This is a genomic window from Micromonospora cathayae (genome assembly GCF_028993575.1).
GTDB classification, from domain to species: Bacteria; Actinomycetota; Actinomycetes; order Mycobacteriales; family Micromonosporaceae; genus Micromonospora; species Micromonospora cathayae.
This window is the reverse complement of the sequence record NZ_CP118615.1, coordinates 6,341,074-6,359,511: the sequence shown is the minus strand read 5'-3', so window position 1 is coordinate 6,359,511 and position 18,438 is coordinate 6,341,074. Positions and strand designations below refer to the sequence as shown.

The window sequence follows — 18,438 nt, the reverse complement described above, 5'->3', positions numbered from 1 at the left end:
TGAGCCTATGAAAGAATCCGACGGGCATCAACCATGTCGCTGCACCTTTGCTTCATCGATCGAGGTGACACCGAGCCCCGGCGTGTCCGGCAGCACGACGGTGGCGCCGTCGTACCGGATGCCACCGCGCACCGGGGACCAGGCCAGCCACCAGGCGGCGTCGAGGTCGGCGACGGCGCTGGTGCCGCAGGCGGCGGCCAGGCTCGCCGCCGCGCCGACGCCGATCTGACTTTCCATCATCGACCCGACCACGGTGCCGACGCCGTGCGCGGCGGCCAGGTCGAGCAGCGTCCGGGCCGGGTGCAGGCCACCGGCCTTGGCGAGCTTGACGTTGACCATGTCGGCGGCCCGGCGGCGGATCACCTCGATCAGGTCACGGGGGCCGAACACCGACTCGTCGGCGAGGATCGGCACGTCGACCCGGTCGCTGACCCAGGCCAGCCCGTCCAGGTCCCAGTGCGCGACGGGCTGCTCGACGAGTTCGACGTCGAGTCCGGCGTCCTCGATGCCCCGGATGATCCGGACCGCCTCGCGGGGCGTCCAGCCCTGGTTGGCGTCGAGCCGGACCCGCACCCCGGGCCCGACCGCCGAGCGCACCGCGCGGACCCGTTCCAGGTCGCCGGCCGGGTCGGTGCCGACCTTCAGCTTGAGCACGGTGAAACCGTCGGCGTGGCGCTGCTTCGCCGTCGCCGCCAGCTCGACGGCGTCACCGGCGGCGAGGGTGACGTCCGTCTGGACCTGCCGGGCGGTGCCGCCGAGCAGCCGGACCAGCGGTACGCCGAGCCGGCGGGCGGCGAGGTCGTGCAGGGCCACGTCCAGCGCCGCCTTGGCGGCCTCGTTACCGGCGACCGCCCGGCGTACCTCGGCGCAGCGGGCGTTGAGGTCGTCGGCGTCCCGGCCGGCGACCAACGGCCCGAGCACCTCGTGCACGCAGGCCCGGGCCCCGGCGATGGACGCCCCGGTGACCTGCCACACCTGGGGGGCCTCCCCGAACCCGGAGCGGCCGTCGTCGTCGGTGACCTCCACGACCAGGGTCTCCACGGTGGTGGTGCGGCGCAGGGCGGTGACGAAGGGGGTGTGTAAGGGGGCGGAAAGCCGGTGGGTGCGTACCGCGGCGATCGTCATGTGCGGCACCCTATACGCGGACGGACGCGGGCAGGGGAGGGCCGGATGACTGTTCGGGAATGGGAACTGGTGGGCGCGCCGAACGCGCGGGACCTGGGTGGCCTGGTCGGCGCGGACGGGCGACGGGTGCGGGCCGGACGGTTGCTGCGTACCCCGGCGCTGGGTCGGTTGACCGACGAGGACCTGCTGGTGCTGGGGACGATCGACCCGGCCTGTGTGGTGGACCTGCGGGCTCCCGTGGAGATCGCCGAAGCGCCGCCGGACCGGTTGACCGCCGGGGCGCGGGTGGCGCACCTGCCGGTGCACGATCCGGAGCACCCGGTCTTCACGTACGTGTCGGCGTTGCTGCTGGGGCACGACCTGGCCGCGTACGACGGGCTGGCGCGGGAGGGCACTCCGGCGGCGATGGCGGCGATCTACCGGTGGTTCGTGACCGGGGACGCGGCGCGGCGCGGGTTCGCCGGGGCGCTGCGGTTGGCTGCCGACCCGGCGAACCTGCCGCTGGTGTTCCACTGTTCGGCCGGTAAGGACCGGACCGGCTGGCTGGCGGTGCTGCTGTTGACCGTGCTGGGGGTGGACGAGGCGGCGATCCGGGCCGACTACCTGCGGCACAACGAGTTGACGGTGAGTCTGCGGGAGGTGCTGCTGGAGGCGATGTGCCGGCGTCGGCCGGAGCTGGACCCGGCGGCGGTGGGTCCGGTGCTGGAGGTGCGCGCGGAGTACCTGGACGCGGCGTACGACGAGGTGACGCGGGTGCACGGGTCGTTCGGGGCGTACCTGCGGGACGGGCTGGGGATGACCGACGAGCTGGTCAGCGCGGTACGGGCGAACCTGCTGGAGTGAGCGCCGCCGGGGTGCCGGCGCGGGCCGCCCAGCCGGTGGCGATGAGGGCCTGAGCGGCGCAGTAGGTGGCCATCACCCACACCGGTGGGCCGGGCAGGTCGCCGACCTCGGCGACCCCGGTGGCGATGAGCAGGTCGGAGACGAGGAACAGCGCGCCACCGAGAGCGACCCGGGGGCCGTGCGCGGCGGCGGTGGCGGCCATGGTGGCGAGGGCGACGGCGTACCCGGCGACGGGCAGCGCCAGGCCGGCGTCGGTGAGGCCCGACCACATCCAGGCCAGGGCTGCGGTGGTGGCGACGGCGTACCCGATCGGGACGGCGACCAGCGGCGGGCGGCGCAGGGGCCGGGCCGCGCCACCGCGGGTGAACGCGGTGATGTAGCACCCGTGCGCGGCGAGGAACAGCACCATGCCGGTCAGGAACGGGCCGGTGCCGTCGCCGAGCAGGGCGATGTCGCCGCCGGTGGAGAGGGCCAGCGCGGCCAGGACCAGCCGGTCGGGTCGTCGGCCCTGGTCGCGGGCGGCCCGCCAGAGGTAGCCGGCGAGCAGCGGCATCAGCAGCGGCTTGGTGAGCAGTTCGCCGGTCCGGCTGTCGGTGACGTGGGCGGCGAGGTTCGCCACGGTCACCGCGACGAAGGCGGCGAGCAGGATCCGGCGGTACGGCATGGTGGGCTCCCTGGTGGGGGTGGTGCGGGGAGCGTAGGCGGTGGGGCCGGGTGCCGGCCACCGCCGGGGTGCGCTCTCGGCGGGCGGGCCGGGCGCGGCTTCGGTGCGTCGGTCAGCGGGCGGGGTCGAGCCGATGGCGGGCGGCCCAGACCTGGGCGGACACGTCGGCGAGCAGCCGGCAGGCGTCGTCGTCGGTGTCGTCGCCGCTGGGGCCGCCGTCGGCGAGGTCGGTGGTGGCACAGACCACGATCACGTACGGGGGCGCGTCGTCGGGCAGGACCAGGCCGGCCCCGTGCCGCACACCGCGTACCCAGCCGTTCTTGTGGGCGATCCGGACGCCGGCGGGCAGCCCGGCGGGGAGGTCCTCGCGGAACTCCTGGCGGCAGAGCACGTCGATCATGGCGGCGCAGCTGGCCGGGGTGGCCGGGCCGCCGGGGTGGGCGGCACCGAGGGCGAGCGCGCCGAACAGGGCGGCCAGGTCGGCGGCGGTGACCAGGTTGGTGATGCCGGCCTCCCGGGCGGCGAAGTCCTCGATGCCCCGGCCGGTGACGCTGTGCCGGGCGCCGACCGCCGCCCAGACCTCGGCGACGGCGGGGACGCCGACGTGGCCGAGGACGATGTTGGTGGCGAGGTTGCTGGACCGGACGATCATCCGTTCGGCGAGCCAGCGCAGCGGGGCGGTGCGGTCGAGGCGGTGCCAGACGGCGTCGTCGTTGTCGTAGTGCGGGGTGAGCTGGTAGCGCGGCGCGTCAGGGCGGGCCGACGGGAAGTCGTTGTGCACGGGTACCGGGGTGTCCAGGTCGAGCCGGCCGGCGTCGGCGGCCCGGTACAGGGCGGCCAGCACGGCGACCTTCATGGTGCTGGCCGCGTAGTGGGTGGCGTGTTCGGCGTGGACCCAGGTCGGGGCGGTGCCGGGCCGGCCCACGTACGCGGAGACGGTGCCGGGTACGGCGGCCAGACGGGCGTCGAGGTCGTCCCAGGTCATGGCGCTGACCGTAGCGGACGGGGGGACGGGCGTGGTGGCCCGTCCCCCCGGTCCCGGTCGGGTGTTCAGCGGGCCGGTCGGCTGCTCAGTGGGCCGGCCGGCGCGACGCGCGGGTCAGCCGGCGTGCTTGCGGCGGGCCGCCATCCGGCCGCGCTGGGTCTGGTCGAGCACGACCTTACGGATCCGGACGGCGACCGGGGTGACCTCGACGCACTCGTCCTCGCGGCAGAACTCCAGCGCCTGCTCCAGGGAGAGCTTGCGCGGCGGGATCAGCTTCTCGGTCTCGTCGGAGGTCGACGCCCGCATGTTGGTGAGCTTCTTCTCCTTGGTGATGTTGACGTCCATGTCGTCGGAGCGGGAGTTCTCGCCGACGATCATGCCTTCGTACACCTCGGTGCCGGGCTCGACGAAGAGCTGGCCGCGCTCCTGGAGGTTGGTCATGGCGAACGCGGTGACGGCCCCGGACCGGTCGGCGACCAGGGAGCCGTTGTTGCGGGTACGCAGCTCGCCGAACCAGGGCTCGTAGGACTCGAAGACGTGGTGCAGGATGCCGGTGCCGCGGGTCTCGGTGAGGAACTCGGTCCGGAAGCCGATCAGGCCGCGCGCCGGGACCAGCCACTCCATTCGGATCCAGCCGGTGCCGTGGTTGACCAGCTGCTCCATCCGGCCCTTGCGGGTGGCGAGGAGCTGGGTGATCGCCCCGAGGTACTCGTCGGGGGCGTCGATGGTGAGCCGCTCGACCGGCTCGCAGGTCTTGCCGTCGATCTCCCGGGTGACCACCTGCGGCTTGCCGACGGTGAGTTCGTAGTTCTCCCGGCGCATCTGCTCGACCAGGATGGCCAGGGCCAGTTCGCCACGGCCCTGCACCTCCCAGGCGTCGGGGCGTTCGGTGGGCAGCACCCGCAGCGAGACGTTGCCGACCAGTTCCTTGTCGAGGCGGTCCTTGACCATCCGGGCGGTGACCTTGGCGCCCTTGACCCGGCCCACCAGCGGGGAGGTGTTGGTGCCGATGGTCATCGAGATGGCCGGCTCGTCGACGGTGATCAGCGGCAGCGGGCGGGGGTCCTCCGCGTCGGCGAGGGTCTCACCGATCATGATCTCGGGGATGCCGGCGACGGCGATGATGTCGCCCGGCCCGGCGGAGTCGGCCGGCTTGCGTTCCAGGCCCTCGGTCATCAGCAGTTCGGAGATACGGACCCGCGAGGTGCTGCCGTCGGTGCGGCACCAGGCGACGGTCTGGCCCTTGGCGATGGTGCCCTGCCGGACCCGGCACAGCGCGAGCCGGCCCAGGAACGGCGACGCGTCGAGGTTGGTGACGTGCGCCTGCAGCGGCGCGTCCTCGTCGTACGCGGGCGGCGGGATGGTGTCGAGCAGGGTACGGAACAGCGGCTCCAGGGAGGTGCTGTCCTCGGGGACCGCGCCGTCGGCGGGCTGGGTGAGGGAGGCGATGCCGTCGCGGGCGCAGGCGTAGACGATCGGGAAGTCGATCTGCTCCTCGTCGGCGTCCAGGTCGAGGAAGAGTTCGTACGTGTCGTCGACGACGTCCTTGATCCGGGCGTCCGGACGGTCCACCTTGTTGATCACGAGGATGATGGGCATCCGGGCCTTCAGCGCCTTGCGCAGCACGAAGCGGGTCTGCGGCAGCGGGCCCTCGCTGGCGTCGACGAGCAGCACCACCCCGTCGACCATGGTCAGCCCGCGCTCGACCTCGCCACCGAAGTCGGCGTGCCCGGGGGTGTCGATGATGTTGATGGTGACCGGGTCGGAGCCGTCCGCCGGCAGGTAGCGCACGCCGGTGTTCTTGGCCAGGATGGTGATGCCCTTCTCCCGTTCCAGGTCCATCGAGTCCATCACCCGCTCGGTCGTCTCGCCGCGGGCGCCGTAGGCGCCGGCCTGCCGCAACATGGCGTCGACCAGGGTGGTCTTGCCGTGGTCGACGTGGGCGATGATGGCGACGTTGCGGAGGTCGGTGCGAAGCTGCATGCTCTCCATCCTCCCGTCCCCCGGGATCAGGGGCGGCGTCGGGGTCACCCCGGAGCCGGCCCGGATCTCCCGTGAAACTCCTGTCACACTGGGTAGGGGACCTGGCATGCTGGCCCCCGTGTGTCGGGGGCTGATGTGCACGATCTGGTGAGTCTGCTCCAGCACCTGCCGGCCGAGCTGATCTACCTGGTCGCGGCGCTGGTCGTCGCCGGGGAAACCGCCCTGCTGGTGGGGCTGGTCGCGCCGGGTGAGGCGACGCTGCTGCTGGTGGGCTTCCTCTCCTTCACCGGCACCCTGCGGCTGGGGCCGGCGATGGTGCTGATGGTCGCGGCGGCGGTGCTGGGGGACGCGCTGGCCTTCCGGTCCGGCCGGCGGTACGGTCCCCGGCTGCGGGCCTCCCGCTGGGGTGCCCGGGTCGGGCCCGAGCGGTGGGGCCGGGCCGACGCGATGCTCGGCCGGCTGGGTGGGCGGGGCGTGTGCGCGGCCCGCTGGGTGGCCTTCGCCCGGACCCTGGTGCCCCGGCTGGCGGGGGCGGCGGGCATGCCGTACGCGAGGTTCCTGCCGTGGAACGTCGCCGGCGTGGTCACCTGGGTCGGCGGTTCGGTGCTGGTCGGCTACCTCGCCGGCGGGTCGTACGAGACGGTCTCGGCGTACCTGGGCCGGGCCACCGGGGCGGTGCTGGTGCTGGCCGGCTGCGTGCTGGTGATCGTGCTGGCCGGGCGGTGGCTGGGACGGAACCCCGATCCGGTGCGGGCGCTGTTCGACCGGGCGATGGCGGTGCCCCCGCTGAGCTGGGTGAGCCGCCGGTACGGGGTGCTGCTGTTCCTGCTCGGCACCCGGATCGGCCCGACCTGGACGCTGCTGCTCAACCTCACCGTGGGGTTGGCGTTGCTGTTCGGGGCCGGGTTCGCCATGGCCTGGCTGCTCGGGCTGGTGGTCCGGCACAGCGGGCTGGCCGTGGTGGACACGGCGATCGCGCAGTGGTTCGCGTCCCGGCGCACCCCGGGGGCGGTGGACGTGACGCTCGCCGTGGTGTCGGTGCTGCGCGGCCCGGTGCTGATCGCGGTGGTCGCCCTGGCCGCCGCGGTGCTGGCCTGGCGGCGGCGGATCTGCCGGGCGGACCTGCTGGGTCTGCTGGGCACGGTGGGCGCGTTCGTCCCGCCGGTGGTGGTGGCGGTGGTGGCCGACGTGACCCGGCCGGCCGGCGGGCTGCTCTTCCCCACCCAGAACGCGGTGGTGTCGGCCGGTTTCTGCACCCTGGCCTGGCTGCTGGCCCGGGGCACCCGGTGGCCGGTGGCGGTGGCGGTCTGGACGGCGGCCGCGGTCGGTGTCGCCGGGGTCGGGCTGGCCCGGCTCTACCTGGGGTTGAGCTCGGCCAGCGGGACGGTCGGCTCGATCCTGCTGGGGGTGCTCTGGACGGTGGTGTTCGTGGTGGCCTGGGCCACCCGGGACCGCGCCGTCCGGCAGGCCCGCCGGGACGACCCTGGCTCCGACCGGCCTGGCTCCGACCGGGGTGCGGGGCCGCCGGTCGACGCCGGCAGCCCGCCGGCCGACCCTGCCGGCCCGCTCCGGCAGGGGGCAACCGGGCAGGTCGATCCCTGTTAGGGTGCGGCGTCGTCGGGTCACGGGGGAGGTGGGCGATGCGGTCGTCGTTCGCGCGTCGGATCGGTGCGGTGCTGCTCGTCGGGGCGCTGGCGGCGGGTTCGGCCGCCGGCTGTGGCGGCGGGGAGGTGCCGGTCGACGACCTGGCCGCCGGGTCGACCGGCCTGCCGCTGGTCCCACCGGTCGACGGGTCGCCGGTCCCGGCGGCCACGCCGTCGGCGGTGGAGTCGATGGGCCGCGGGCCGACGGTGACGGCCAGCCCGTCGGTGTCGGGGAAACCGACGCCGAAACCCACCCCGAAACGCACCACCGGTCCCCGGGCCACCCCGAAGCCCCCGACCGAGACGAAGGTGCCGCCGCCCCCGCCGAAGCCGGCCCCGAGCGGCTGCCGGCCCACCTACTCCGGCACCGAGGCCAGCCGTAGCCAGGTCAAGGCGGCGCTGGGTGACGCGGCGGCGCGGACGTACTGGCCGACGTCGGCCCCGGACATCCGCATCCCGCTGGACCTGGTGAAGGCCACCGCCTGGCAGGAGAGCGGCTGGCAGTCGACCATCGTCGCCTGCGACGGGGGTATCGGCCTGATGCAGGTGATGCCGGCGACCGCGGACTGGATGAACCAGCGGTTCGGTCAGTCGTACGACGTCCGGGACCACCGGGACAACGCGTACCTGGGCGCCACCTACCTGGCCTGGTTGACCAAGTACATCGGCGACATGTACTTCGACGCCGACTACCGGCTCGACGCCGACCTGTGCACCGCCGAGCTGGACTCCTGCCTGCTGAACGCGGTCATCGCCGCGTACAACGTCGGCCACCACGCGGTGGCCCGGGAGGGCGAGCCGCTGGCGGTGCCCAACCCGCAGTACGTGCGTAACGTGCGGGCCCTGATGACCGAGTGCGTCTGCCTGGACTACTGACCGGTCACCCGGAGCCCGGCGGCGGGTTCCGGCACCGGTACCGCCGGTGACCGAGGTTGCCAACGTCGATCTCTCTGACGAGGATCACGTGGTCGGTCACCTCCCCCGGTGGCCGTGGCGACAAGGGAGTCCCTCATGTCTGACGTGAACCGGCGTGGTCTGCTGCGCGGTGCCGCCGCGGTGGCCGGCGGCGCCGTCCTCGGTGGACCGTTCCTCGGTTTCGTGGCCCGCGACGCGGCCGGCGCGGCCGGCCACCGTCCCCGTCCCCGGCCCGCCCTGAAGCCGGTGCCCGACCTGCGTGACGGCGCGGTGCGGCTGTGGCTGCCCGACGGGTTCGGGTACCGGTCGTTCCACGACACCGAGTCCCCGGTGGTGCTCGACGACGGCACGCTGCTGCCCGGCCGGCACGACGGCATGGGCGCGTTCCCGGGCCCCGGGGGCACCGTGCGGCTGGTCCGCAACCATGAGGTCAACAACCCGGGTCCGGCGTTCGGGGACGCCGCGCGGGCGTACGACCCGATGGCGCAGGGCGGCACCACCACCGTCGAGGTGACCCGCACCGGCGAGGTGCGGCGCGCCTGGACCAGCCTCAACGGCACCATGATGAACTGCTCCGGCGGGCGGATGCCGTGGGGCAGCTGGATCACCTGCGAGGAGACGGTCAACGGGCCGGACGTCGGCCCCGACTTCACCGGCGCGTCGAACGTGCCGCTGACCAAGCCGCACGGGTACGTGTTCGAGGTGCCCGCCGACGGGCACTCCGACCGGCAGCCGGTCACCCACGCCGGCCGGTTCGCGCACGAGTCGGTGGCGTACGACCCGCGTGGCGGGCACCTCTATCTCACCGAGGACAACTTCGGTTTCCCGTCCGGGTTCTACCGGTACACCCCGCCGAAGGATCCGATGAAGACCGGGCGGCTGGCCGACGGCGGCCGGTTGCAGATGCTGGCGGTACGCGGACGGCCCAACCTGGACCTGGCCGCCGGGCAGCGGCGGCACGCCACCTACCCGGTGCAGTGGGTCGACATCGACGACCCGGCGCCGACGTTCCCGTACACGCCGGGCGAGACCGCGCCGACCAGCAACGACACCGCCCTGACGTACGTCGGGCGGCAGGGCTGGTCGCAGGGCGCGGCGTACTTCTCCCGGCTGGAGGGCGCCGCGTACGACGACGGGGTGGTGTACTTCACCGCCACCCAGGGCGGTGGGCCGGCGGAGACGTCGACCGGGCCGGTCGCCGACGGCTACGGCAACGGGCACGGCCAGGTGTGGGCGTACGACTGCCGGGCGCGGGTGCTGCGCCTGGTGTACGAGTCGCCCGGCCCGGACGTGCTGGACTTCCCGGACAACGTCACCACCAGCCCGCGCGGCACCCTGGTGGTGTGCGAGGACAACTCGGCGGACAACTTCATCCGGGGGCTGACCCCGCGCGGTGAGCTGTTCGACATCGCGCTGAACCGGCTGCGCAGCAGCACCGGCGCGGACCGGTCGAACGACGAGTTCGCCGGGTCGACGTTCAGCCCGGACGGACGGACCCTGTTCGTCAACATCCAGGCCAGCCGGGGGATGACCTTCGCGATCTGGGGCGACTGGGCCCGGCTCGGGGTGTGAGCCGGCCGTGGCCGGTGGGCGGGATCCCGCCGCCCACCGGCCACCGGACCGGTCTACTGTCCGGCGGGCACCGGCTCCCGCTCGGTGGGCGTGTCCTCGGCCGGCGCGGGCGTGATCCGGCCCGGCCACCAGAAGCGGTCGCCGAGCAGGAACGCCAGCGCCGGCACCAGCACGGTCCGCACCAGCAGGGTGTCCAGCAGCACACCGATGCAGACGATGATCCCGATCTGGGTGAGCAGGATCAGCGGCAGCACGCCGAGCACGGCGAAGACCGCGGCGAGCAGCACGCCGGCGCTGGTGATGACACCGCCGGTGACCCGCAGCGCGGAGAGCATCCCGTCCCGGGTGCCGGCGGTCCGGGCGTCCTCGCGGGCCCGGGTGACCAGGAAGATGTTGTAGTCCACGCCGAGGGCGACCAGGAACACGAAGGCGAGCAGCGCGACCCCGCTGTCCAGGGCCGGGAAGCCGAGCACGTGGTCGAAGAGCAGCCAGGCCGCGCCGAGGCTGGCGAAGAACGACGCCACCACGGTGAGCACCAGCAGCACCGGCGCGACCAGGCCGCGCAGCAGCGCCACCAGCACGCCGAGCACGAGCAGCAGGATGATCGGCAGGATCAGCCGCAGGTCCCGGCCGTTGGCCTCGTCGGTGTCGTAGGTGGCGGCGACGCTGCCGCCGACCACCGCCCCGGTGAACGCGTCCACCCCGTCGACGGCGGGTGGGGCCGAGTCGGGTACCGCGGCGACCGCCTCGCGCAGCGCCGCGACGGTCCGGTCGGAGGCGGGGGTGCCGGGTTCGTCCTCGAGGATCACGTCGACCTGGGCGACGTCCTGACCGGCGTCGCCGGGGCGGACCGAGGCGACCCCGGGTACGGCCTCGGCGGCGGCGGTGACCGCCGGTACCGCCGACGGGGTGGTGAGCACGGCGACCGGCTGGGTGGTGCCGGCGGGGAAGGCACGGGCGAGGGTCTGCGCGCCGGCGACCGCCTCCGGTTCGACCCGGAACTGCTCGGTCTCGGACAGCCCGGTGCGGATGCCGAGTCCGCCGAGGGCCAGCCCGGCCAGCAGCAGCACGGACAGGGCCGCGACCGGCACCGGACGGCGGACCACGATCGCGCCGAGCCGGCCCCAGACGCGTCCCTCGCGTGCCGGTGAGCCGACCCGGGGCACGAACGGCCAGAACAGTCCCCGCCCGAACAGCACCAGGGCGGCGGGCAGGACGAACAGCGCGGAGAACATGGCGAAGACCACGCCGGTGGCGCAGGCGACCGCGAGCGCCCGGTTGATCTCCTGCTCGGACAGCAGCAGGGTGAGCACACCGAGGACGACGGTGCCGCCGCTGGCCAGGATGGGTTCGGCGGTCCGGCGCAGCGCGGCCCGCATCGCGGCGAACCGGTCGGACTCGCGGCGTAGTTCCTCCCGGTAGCGGGCGATGAGCAGCAGGGCGTAGTCGGTGGCCGCGCCGAAGACCAGCACGCTGGCGATGCCGGTGACCGCGCCGCTCTGCAGGTTGATCCCGACGGCCGGGACGATGGTGTCGATGGCGCGCAGGGTGAGCTGCTCGGTCGCGGCCACGATGACCAGCGGCACGATCCACAGGAACGGGCTGCGGTAGGTGATCAGCAGCAGCAGCGCGACCACTCCGGCGGTGACCGCGAGCAGGGTGACGTCCGCGCCCTCGAAGACCCGGGTCAGGTCGGCGGTGAAGGCGGGCGCGCCGGTCACCTCGACCTGCAGCGGGTCGGGCAGGTCGGTGAGGGCCTCACGGAGGTCGGCGACCCGTTCGGCGACGACCTCCTGGCCGCCGGCGGTGGAGAACGGGACGGCGAGCAGGGCCACGGTGCCGTCCGGGGAGACCTGCGGCGGGGAGACCTGGCCGCCCTCGGCGAACCGGCCCAGCGTGCCGGCGGCGGTGCCGACGGTGGCCCGGTCGGCCTCGGTGAGCGCGGCCCCGTCGTCGCGGCTGACCACCACGATCGCCGGCTGGACGTCCCGGGAGGGCAGTTGCTCCTGGAGCCGCTCGACCTGGGTGGACTGCCACTCGACGGAGAGGCCGGTGGCCGAGACGGGAGCCGGGTTGTCGGGCTTGGGGAGCCCGAAGACGACTCCGCCGACCACGATCGCGGCGACCACGGTGAGCCAGGCGGCGAGCCGGCCGCGGGCGACACGGGTGAACAGGGACATCGGCGTGCCTCACGGTATCTGGTCGGGGGAATTCCCGGGATTCGAGTATCTTGATAGCCGAGATTATCGACTGGTCAGTTATGCTGCAACCGGGGCCGACACCCGGACGACCAACGGGAGAAGCGACACGACGTGGCAGGGCACGGCATGTACCGACGGCGCGAGACCCGGCGCGAACAGCTCGTCGCCGAGATCACGAACAACCTCCGGCGGTACGCGGTGGACGCCCAGCACGTCGGCCACGCCTTCGCCAGCCTGCACGGGCTCAACCCCACCGACCTGCACGCCCTGATCGCGGTCATGGACGCCGAGCTGCTCGGCGACCCGATCACCCCCGGTCGCCTCGGCGAGCAGCTCAACCTCTCCTCCGGCTCGATCACCGCCCTGGTCGACCGCCTCGAACGCGGCGGACACATCCGCCGTGACCGGGACACCACCGACCGGCGCAAGATCCTGCTGCGGTACGCCGACCGGGGCGCCACCCTGGCCATGCAGTTCTTCCAGCCCCTCGGCGCCCGGACCGACACGGTGATGGCCGACTACACCGACCAGGAACTGGAGATCGTCAACCGGTTCATGCTGGGCATGAGCGCGTCCCTGCGCCAGCACCGCGACGCGGTCCGCGCCGCCCGCCCCGAACCGCCCCGCCCCGAACCCGGCCGCGGCACCGAGCCGGGCCGCAGCACCGAACCGCCCCGCCCGGAACCGCAGCGCCGTCGCGGGACGGGCTGAGCGGTGCTCGACCGGCTCACCACCGACCTGCTCCGGCTGCCCCCGGTCCGCGCCCGGGTCACCCTCACCCGGGACGTCCCGGTCCGGGTCCGCGACGGCGTGCCGCTGCGCACCGACCACTACGCCCCCGACCCGCCCGACGCGCCCACCGTGCTGATCCGCACCCCGTACGGGCGCAGCGGGCCGATCCGGCTGTTCGGACGGCTGATCGCGGCGCGCGGATACCACGCGGTGATCCAGTCCTGCCGGGGCACCCACGGCTCCGGCGGCACCTTCGACCCGTTCGCCCACGAACGCGCCGACGGCCTCGACACCCTCGACTGGCTGCGCCGGCAACCCTGGTACACCGGCGCGTTGGGCATGTTCGGGGTCAGCTACCAGGGCTTCGCCCAGTGGGCGCTGGCCGCCGAGGCCGGCGACGAACTCCGCGCCATGGTCGCCGTGGTCACCGCGTCGACCACCCGCGACTCCACGTACGCCGGCGGGTCGTTCGCCCTGGACACCGTCCTGACCTGGGCGGAGCTGATCCAGGCTCAGACCGTGCCCTGGCTGGCCCGGCAGTGGGAACTCAAACGCGGCCAGCCGAAGCTGGTCGCCGCCCTGGCCCACCTGCCGTTGGCCGAGGCGGACCGGGTCGCCACCGGGGTGACCATCCCGTTCTTCCAGCAGTGGCTGCTCCACCACACCCCCGACGCCGCGTACTGGCGGGAGCGGGTCTTCGACGGCCGGCGCGGCGAGGTCCGCGCGCCGGTGCTCATGGTCGGCGGCTGGCACGACATCTTCCTGCCCGCCCAGCTCGACGACCACGCGGCTCTGCGGGCGGCCGGCACCCCGACCCGGCTCACCGTCGGCCCGTGGACCCACGGCAGCCCCGGGCTGCTGTACACCGCCGTACGGGAAGGGCTGGACTGGTTCGAGACCCACCTGGCCGGCCGCCGCCCCACGGTGCCGGACCCCGGCGTACGGGTGCACGTCGGCGGGGACGAGGGAGGCTGGCGGGACCTGCCCGACTGGCCGCCGTCGGCGCCCCGCACCAGCTGGTACCTGCACCCCGGCGCGGCCCTGCGCCCCGAGCCGGCACCGGCCTCGGCGCCGCGCCGGTTCCGGTACGACCCGGCCGACCCGACCCCGTCGCTGGGTGGGCCGCTGCTGGTCGCCCAGCGGGCCGGGCCGGTCGACAACCGGCCCGTCGAGGCCCGCCCCGACGTGCCCACCTGGACCAGCGCGCCACTGACCGCGCCACTGGAGATCATCGGCCCGGTGCACGCCGAGGTGTACGTCCGCAGCGAACTGCCGTACCTGGACGTCTTCGTCCGGCTCTGCGACGTGGACCCGCGCGGCCGCTCCTGGAACGTCTGCGACGGGCTGGTCCGCCTCTGGCCGGGCCGTTTCCCGACCGACCACACCGGAGCGGTGCGGGTGCCGGTGCCGCTCTGGCCGGCTGCCCACCGGTTCGCTCCCGGCCACCGGCTCCGCGTGCAGGTCACCGGCGGCGCGCACCCCCGGTACGCCCGCAACCCGGGCACCGGGGAGCCGCTCGGCGCGGCGGCGGCCCTACGGGCCGGCTGGCGCGAGGTGCTGCACGACCCGGTACACCCGTCCGCGCTGCACCTGCCCGTCCCGTGACAGGGCTTTACCCGCCCGTCCCGTGGCGGGGCTTTACCCGCCCGTGCCGTGGCGGGGCTGTACCTGACCCGGCCCGTGACGGGGCTGCACCAGCCCGTGCCGTGACAGGGCTGGGCCCGCCCGTGCCGTGACAGCGCGGTGGCGGCGGCCCGGGTACGGCCGCCGCCACCGGCACGGCTCTACAGCGGTCGGACGTTGTCCGCCTGCGGACCCTTCTGCCCCTGGGTCACCTCGAACTCGACCTTCTGACCCTCGTTCAGCTCCCGGTAACCGCTCGTCGCGATCGCCGAATAGTGGACGAAGACGTCCGGTCCGCCACCATCCTGCTCGATGAAGCCGAAGCCCTTTTCAGAGTTGAACCACTTGACCGTGCCGGTTGCCATGCATCTCTCCCTGTTCACAGCGGGAGACCATCGACATCCGGCCGATGATCGCCCTGTATCACCCCGACAGTAGCCCGCCGGACGCCGATACGCGGGCCGAAGTGCCGGGGCGCGCCCGCGAAAACCACCCCGACCCGCCCCGGGTGGGGCATGCTAGCCGGGATGGACCGGGCCGACGGCGAGGTGGTCGCCGCACTGCGACGGGAGATCCGTACGCCCGGACACGGGCTCGACCGGTTACGTCTGGTGCCGACACCGTTCGTCCCCGAGGTGCGGCTGCACCTGGCCGACGACCCGATCGTCTGGTGGGCGCGGATGGAGGCGGCGGCCGGACACCGGCTGCCCGCCCCCTACTGGGCGTCCGCCTGGGCCGGCGGCCAGGCGCTCGCCCGGTACCTGCTGGACCATCCCCAGCTCGCCGCCGGCCGCCGGGTGCTCGACCTGGCCACCGGCTCGGGCCTGGTGGCGATCGCCGCCGCCCTCACCGGTGCCGCCCGGGTCCGGGCCAACGACATCGACCCGTACGCCGTCGCCGCCACCAGGCTCAACGCCCACGCCAACCGGGTCACCGTCGAGACCACCGACCTCGACCTGCTCGACACCGACGGCGGCGACGCCGACCTGCTGCTCGCCGGGGACGTCTTCTACAGCCCGCCGATGGCCGACCGGGTGCTGTCCTTCCTGGAACGCGTCGCCGCCCGGGGCGCGGACGTGCTGGTCGGCGACCCCGGTCGCGGGCACCTGCCGGCCGGTCGGCTGGAGGTGCTCACCGCCTACCGGGTGCCGACCACCGAACCCGCCGTCGGGTCCCCGGTCCGTACGGTCCGGGTGCTGCGCCCGCGTCCTCCCGGGAGATGACCCCCCGAGATCGTTCTCAGGGAAAAGCCGGGGCCAAAGCCCCATGTGCCGGGTGGACCGGTCGGCATAGCGTACGGACATGACGCAGTGGCTGACCCAGATCGGAGAACTCCCCACCACCATGCTGATGGGGGTGCTCGGGGTGGTCATGCTCTTCGACGCCATCCCGCTGCTCGGCGTGCTGGTCCCCGGGGACGTGGCGGTGCTGGCGGCGGTGGGGGTGGGCCAGCCGGCCGCGACGTTCGCCTCGTTCACCGCCGTGGTGCTGGGCTGCCTGGCCGGCTGGTCGGTGAGTTTCCTGGTCGGCCGGCACTTCGGCGGTCGGCTGCGGGCCAGCCGGGTCGGGGACTGGATCGGGCAGGACCGTTGGGCGGCGGCCGAGGGCATCCTGCACGCCGGTGGCGGCCGGATGGTGCTCGTCGCGCCGTTCCTGCCGGTGTTCAACGCGCTGCTGCCGCTGGCCGCCGGCGGACTACGGATGTCGTACCGGCGGTTCCTGGCCTGCGCCGCCTCCGGCGCGGCGCTCTGGGCCGGGCTCTACGTGCTGCTCGGCTCGCTGGCCCGCTCGCTGGGCGGACTGCTGCCCGACGGGTCCGCCACCTGGGGCACCCTCGGTTTCGGGATGATCTTCGGCCTGGTGGTGCTGTTCGCCAGCCGCCGCCGGCTGCGCGCGGCGGCGGTCGCCGGCAGCGCCGCCTGAGCCGACCCGCTACCCGGCGTTCTCGAACGGGTCGCGCCCGATCGCGTCCCGGCAGGCGGCGGTCACCTCGTCAGCCGTGCTGACGCTTTCCGCCGCGCGCCGCGCCTGCACGGCGAGCACGGGACTCAGCCCGGTCAGCTCCGGCAACGTCAGCACGGCCACCATGACCCGCCCGTCGTCGGCGGTGAACTCGAGCCCGGCGAGCTGCGCGGACAGCATCAGCGCCACCTTGAACGGACCGACCTCCCAGGAGGGGGCGACCGCCACCGGGTCGACCTTCGGCGGCGGCACGTCCGACCGGTCGGGTTCCCGGCCGGTGACGTCCCGCAGCACGGCCAGGACGTCGACCGGTACGTCGGGCCGGGTGGCCTCGTGTTCCCGCAACACCCGGGCCACCTCGGCGGCCTCGTCCGCGCTGAGCCGGAAGGACAGCCCCCGACCGCTGTCGGAGATCCGCATGTCGTCGGTCATCAGACTCCTTCCGTGGATGCTCCGGGCGCGGGGCGGGCCGCCGGCTTCGCGCGAAGGTTCGGTTGCGTCCGGCTGGTCCCCGACATCGCCCCGCGGTCTACCCGGTGCGTCGGGACGCATACCTGGCGCTCCGGCCGACGCCGGCTGACGTCCGGCCTGGCGGTCGGGCCGGTGCCGGCTGACATCCGGCCTGGGCGGTCGGTCCCGTGCCGGCTCACATCCGGGATCTGAGCACGTCGACCTCACAGCCGGGCGCGAAGGCGTCGAAGCCGTGCTCGACCAGCCAGCGGACCGCCAGCAGGCTCCGTAGCGACCACCACGCGTGGATCACGTCGAGGTCGACGTCGGCGCCGTAACCGGCGAGGAGGTCGTCGAGGTGGTCCTCGTGTCCGAGCGTGAAGGTGGCCAGGTCGTAAAAGGCGTCACCCTGGCCCGCCTCGGACCAGTCGATGATGCCGGTGACCTCGTCACCGTCGACGAAGAGGTGCGCGATCTGCAGGTCGCCGTGGGTGAACGCCGGAGTCCACGGCCGGAGCGCGGCCTCGGCGACCTGGCGGTTGCGGGTGACCAGATCGGCGGGCAGGATGCCGTCGCGCACGAGCGACCCGCACTCGTCGTCGAGTTCCGCCGTCAGCGCGGCGACGCTCCGGCCGGCCCGCCCCGGCCAGGGCGGCAGGGGCGCGTCGTGCAGCTTCCGGAGGGCGGCACCGGCCGCGGCCCACGCCGCCGTCGACCCGGTCGCCGGTCCGCCGAGGCGCCCGAGCGTCGTCCCGCGGAGCGCGGCGATCGCGAGCACGGGCGGCCTGCGCCACAGGATCTCCGGGGTCGGGACCGGGGCGAGGGCCATCGCCCGGACCTCGACGTCGACGCGCGCCTGGTCGGCGTCCACCTTCAGGAACACGTCACCGACGCGCAGGGTCGCGCGCTCGGAATGGGCCACGACGACTTCGACCTCGTCCATCGGCGACCAGTATCCCGACGTGGCCGCCGCCTCGCCGTCCCCCGAGGTACCCGAGGAGGTCACCCCGGCGTAGTCATGTCCGCGCTGCGGCCCGGAGCCGGTGGAACCCGGCCCCGGGCTTCGGTGACCCGGGTCGCCGGTTACCAGCCGCGGGCCCGCCACGCGGCCAGGGCCGGGCGTTCCGCGCCGAGCGTGGAGTCCTTGCCGTGGCCGGGGTAGAACCAGGTCTCGTCGGGCAGCCGGTCGAACAGCTTGTGCTCGACGTCGTCGATCAGCGAGCCGAACCGCTCCGGGTCCTTGTCGGTGTTGCCCACCCCGCCGGGGAAGAGCGAATCGCCGGTGAACAGGTGCGGGGTGCCGGCCGGGTCCCGGTAGAGCAGGGCGATCGAGCCGGGGGTGTGCCCGACGATGTGGATCACCTCCAGCGCGCAGTCGCCGACCGGCACGGTGTCGCCGTCGGCGAGCGGCTCCGACGGGATCGGCAGGCCCTCGGCGTCGGCGGTGTGTACCAGGGACCGGGCGCCGGTGGTCGCCACCACCTCCTCCAGGGCCACCCAGTGGTCCATGTGCCGGTGGGTGGTCACCACGGCGGCCAGTCCGGCGTCGCCGACCAGGTCGAGCAGCCGGGGCGCCTCGTTGGCGGCGTCGACGAGCACCTGCTCCCCGGTGGCCCGGCAGCGCAGCAGGTACGCGTTGTTGTCCATCGGCCCCACCGACACCTTGGTGATGGTGAGCCGGTCGAGGTCGCGGACGGCCGGCGCGCCGCCGGGGGTGACGTCTCCGGTGTAGGTCATGTT

Annotated in this window: 16 protein-coding genes and 1 pseudogene; 8 read left to right on the top strand and 9 right to left on the bottom strand. The window is 74.0% G+C overall.

The window, feature by feature from the left end; translation table 11 throughout:
* Nucleotides 1-27 precede the first annotated feature (27 nt).
* Nucleotides 28-1,125 carry a mandelate racemase/muconate lactonizing enzyme family protein gene (locus PVK37_RS27930; RefSeq protein ID WP_275030807.1) on the bottom strand — a complete coding sequence of 366 codons (1,098 nt, stop codon included), beginning with the start codon at nt 1,123-1,125 and terminating at the stop codon, nt 28-30.
* A gap of 45 nt (nt 1,126-1,170) precedes the next feature.
* On the opposite strand from PVK37_RS27930, the gene PVK37_RS27925 reads away from it, so the two are divergent.
* Complete coding sequence (locus tag PVK37_RS27925; RefSeq protein ID WP_275030806.1) at nt 1,171-1,968, top strand: tyrosine-protein phosphatase; 798 nt, start codon at nt 1,171-1,173, stop codon at nt 1,966-1,968.
* On the opposite strand, the gene PVK37_RS27920 is transcribed toward PVK37_RS27925, so the two are convergent.
* From PVK37_RS27920 to typA, 3 genes are all read right to left on the bottom strand, one after another.
* Nucleotides 1,937-2,632 (bottom strand): lysoplasmalogenase, encoded by a 696-nt coding sequence (locus PVK37_RS27920; protein WP_275030805.1) that lies wholly within the window; start codon nt 2,630-2,632, stop codon nt 1,937-1,939. The genes PVK37_RS27925 and PVK37_RS27920 overlap by 32 nt on opposite strands.
* A 112-nt stretch (nt 2,633-2,744) precedes the next feature.
* Complete coding sequence (locus PVK37_RS27915; protein WP_275030804.1) at nt 2,745-3,617, bottom strand: serine hydrolase; 873 nt, start codon at nt 3,615-3,617, stop codon at nt 2,745-2,747.
* Nucleotides 3,618-3,731: 114 nt separating this feature from the next.
* A complete protein-coding gene (gene typA / locus PVK37_RS27910) occupies nt 3,732-5,600 on the bottom strand; it encodes a translational GTPase TypA (protein WP_275030803.1) in 1,869 nt (622 codons plus the stop codon).
* 135 nt (nt 5,601-5,735) lie between these two features.
* Between typA and PVK37_RS27905 the strand changes: the two genes are divergently transcribed.
* From PVK37_RS27905 to PVK37_RS27895, 3 genes are all read left to right on the top strand, one after another.
* Nucleotides 5,736-7,205 carry a DedA family protein gene (locus tag PVK37_RS27905; protein ID WP_275035249.1) on the top strand — a complete coding sequence of 490 codons (1,470 nt, stop codon included), beginning with the start codon at nt 5,736-5,738 and terminating at the stop codon, nt 7,203-7,205.
* Between the two features lie 35 nt (nt 7,206-7,240).
* The gene (locus PVK37_RS27900) at nt 7,241-8,119 is read left to right on the top strand and encodes a lytic transglycosylase domain-containing protein (protein ID WP_275030802.1); all 879 of its coding nucleotides are present in this window, start codon (nt 7,241-7,243) and stop codon (nt 8,117-8,119) included.
* Nucleotides 8,120-8,254: 135 nt separating this feature from the next.
* Complete coding sequence (locus tag PVK37_RS27895; RefSeq protein ID WP_275030801.1) at nt 8,255-9,730, top strand: PhoX family protein; 1,476 nt, start codon at nt 8,255-8,257, stop codon at nt 9,728-9,730.
* Nucleotides 9,731-9,783: 53 nt separating this feature from the next.
* Here the strand turns inward: PVK37_RS27895 and PVK37_RS27890 are convergent, their stop codons facing one another.
* Nucleotides 9,784-11,910, bottom strand: coding sequence for an MMPL family transporter (locus PVK37_RS27890; protein WP_275030800.1), 2,127 nt, complete (start codon nt 11,908-11,910; stop codon nt 9,784-9,786).
* Between the two features lie 147 nt (nt 11,911-12,057).
* On the opposite strand from PVK37_RS27890, the pseudogene PVK37_RS27885 reads away from it, so the two are divergent.
* Nucleotides 12,058-12,558: pseudogene (locus PVK37_RS27885) on the top strand (MarR family winged helix-turn-helix transcriptional regulator); the annotation flags it as partial.
* An 87-nt stretch (nt 12,559-12,645) separates the two neighbouring features.
* Nucleotides 12,646-14,268: a CocE/NonD family hydrolase gene (locus tag PVK37_RS27880; protein WP_275030799.1), complete on the top strand. Its 1,623-nt coding sequence runs from the start codon at nt 12,646-12,648 to the stop codon at nt 14,266-14,268.
* Between the two features lie 179 nt (nt 14,269-14,447).
* Here the strand turns inward: PVK37_RS27880 and PVK37_RS27875 are convergent, their stop codons facing one another.
* Complete coding sequence (locus PVK37_RS27875) at nt 14,448-14,651, bottom strand: cold-shock protein (protein ID WP_088983014.1); 204 nt, start codon at nt 14,649-14,651, stop codon at nt 14,448-14,450.
* Nucleotides 14,652-14,813: 162 nt separating this feature from the next.
* Between PVK37_RS27875 and PVK37_RS27870 the strand changes: the two genes are divergently transcribed.
* Entirely contained in the window at nt 14,814-15,509 is a 696-nt protein-coding gene (locus tag PVK37_RS27870) for a class I SAM-dependent methyltransferase (protein WP_275030798.1), read from the top strand.
* A 79-nt stretch (nt 15,510-15,588) separates the two neighbouring features.
* The gene (locus PVK37_RS27865) at nt 15,589-16,209 is read left to right on the top strand and encodes a DedA family protein (RefSeq protein ID WP_275030797.1); all 621 of its coding nucleotides are present in this window, start codon (nt 15,589-15,591) and stop codon (nt 16,207-16,209) included.
* A 9-nt stretch (nt 16,210-16,218) separates the two neighbouring features.
* On the opposite strand, the gene PVK37_RS27860 is transcribed toward PVK37_RS27865, so the two are convergent.
* From PVK37_RS27860 to PVK37_RS27850, 3 genes are all read right to left on the bottom strand, one after another.
* Nucleotides 16,219-16,680 (bottom strand): hypothetical protein, encoded by a 462-nt coding sequence (locus PVK37_RS27860; protein WP_275030796.1) that lies wholly within the window; start codon nt 16,678-16,680, stop codon nt 16,219-16,221.
* Nucleotides 16,681-16,894: 214 nt separating this feature from the next.
* Nucleotides 16,895-17,641, bottom strand: a complete 747-nt coding sequence (locus tag PVK37_RS27855; RefSeq protein ID WP_275030795.1) for a phosphotransferase family protein — start codon at nt 17,639-17,641, stop codon at nt 16,895-16,897.
* A gap of 140 nt (nt 17,642-17,781) precedes the next feature.
* Nucleotides 17,782-18,435 (bottom strand): MBL fold metallo-hydrolase, encoded by a 654-nt coding sequence (locus tag PVK37_RS27850; protein ID WP_275030794.1) that lies wholly within the window; start codon nt 18,433-18,435, stop codon nt 17,782-17,784.
* Nucleotides 18,436-18,438: the final 3 nt, after the last annotated feature.

Excerpts from the sequence above, each read along its gene's own strand:
- PVK37_RS27865 (WP_275030797.1), top strand. The coding sequence starts at position 15,589 with ATGACGCAGTGGCTGACCCAGATCGGAGAACTCCCCACCACCATGCTG.
- PVK37_RS27890 (WP_275030800.1), bottom strand. The coding sequence starts at position 11,910 with ATGTCCCTGTTCACCCGTGTCGCCCGCGGCCGGCTCGCCGCCTGGCTC.
- PVK37_RS27900 (WP_275030802.1), top strand. The coding sequence starts at position 7,241 with ATGCGGTCGTCGTTCGCGCGTCGGATCGGTGCGGTGCTGCTCGTCGGG.
- PVK37_RS27895 (WP_275030801.1), top strand. The coding sequence starts at position 8,255 with ATGTCTGACGTGAACCGGCGTGGTCTGCTGCGCGGTGCCGCCGCGGTG.
- PVK37_RS27925 (WP_275030806.1), top strand. The coding sequence starts at position 1,171 with ATGACTGTTCGGGAATGGGAACTGGTGGGCGCGCCGAACGCGCGGGAC.
- typA (WP_275030803.1), bottom strand. The coding sequence starts at position 5,600 with ATGCAGCTTCGCACCGACCTCCGCAACGTCGCCATCATCGCCCACGTC.
- PVK37_RS27920 (WP_275030805.1), bottom strand. The coding sequence starts at position 2,632 with ATGCCGTACCGCCGGATCCTGCTCGCCGCCTTCGTCGCGGTGACCGTG.
- PVK37_RS27855 (WP_275030795.1), bottom strand. The coding sequence starts at position 17,641 with ATGGACGAGGTCGAAGTCGTCGTGGCCCATTCCGAGCGCGCGACCCTG.
- PVK37_RS27915 (WP_275030804.1), bottom strand. The coding sequence starts at position 3,617 with ATGACCTGGGACGACCTCGACGCCCGTCTGGCCGCCGTACCCGGCACC.
- PVK37_RS27870 (WP_275030798.1), top strand. The coding sequence starts at position 14,814 with ATGGACCGGGCCGACGGCGAGGTGGTCGCCGCACTGCGACGGGAGATC.
- PVK37_RS27875 (WP_088983014.1), bottom strand. The coding sequence starts at position 14,651 with ATGGCAACCGGCACGGTCAAGTGGTTCAACTCTGAAAAGGGCTTCGGC.
- PVK37_RS27850 (WP_275030794.1), bottom strand. The coding sequence starts at position 18,435 with ATGACCTACACCGGAGACGTCACCCCCGGCGGCGCGCCGGCCGTCCGC.
- PVK37_RS27860 (WP_275030796.1), bottom strand. The coding sequence starts at position 16,680 with ATGACCGACGACATGCGGATCTCCGACAGCGGTCGGGGGCTGTCCTTC.
- PVK37_RS27930 (WP_275030807.1), bottom strand. The coding sequence starts at position 1,125 with ATGACGATCGCCGCGGTACGCACCCACCGGCTTTCCGCCCCCTTACAC.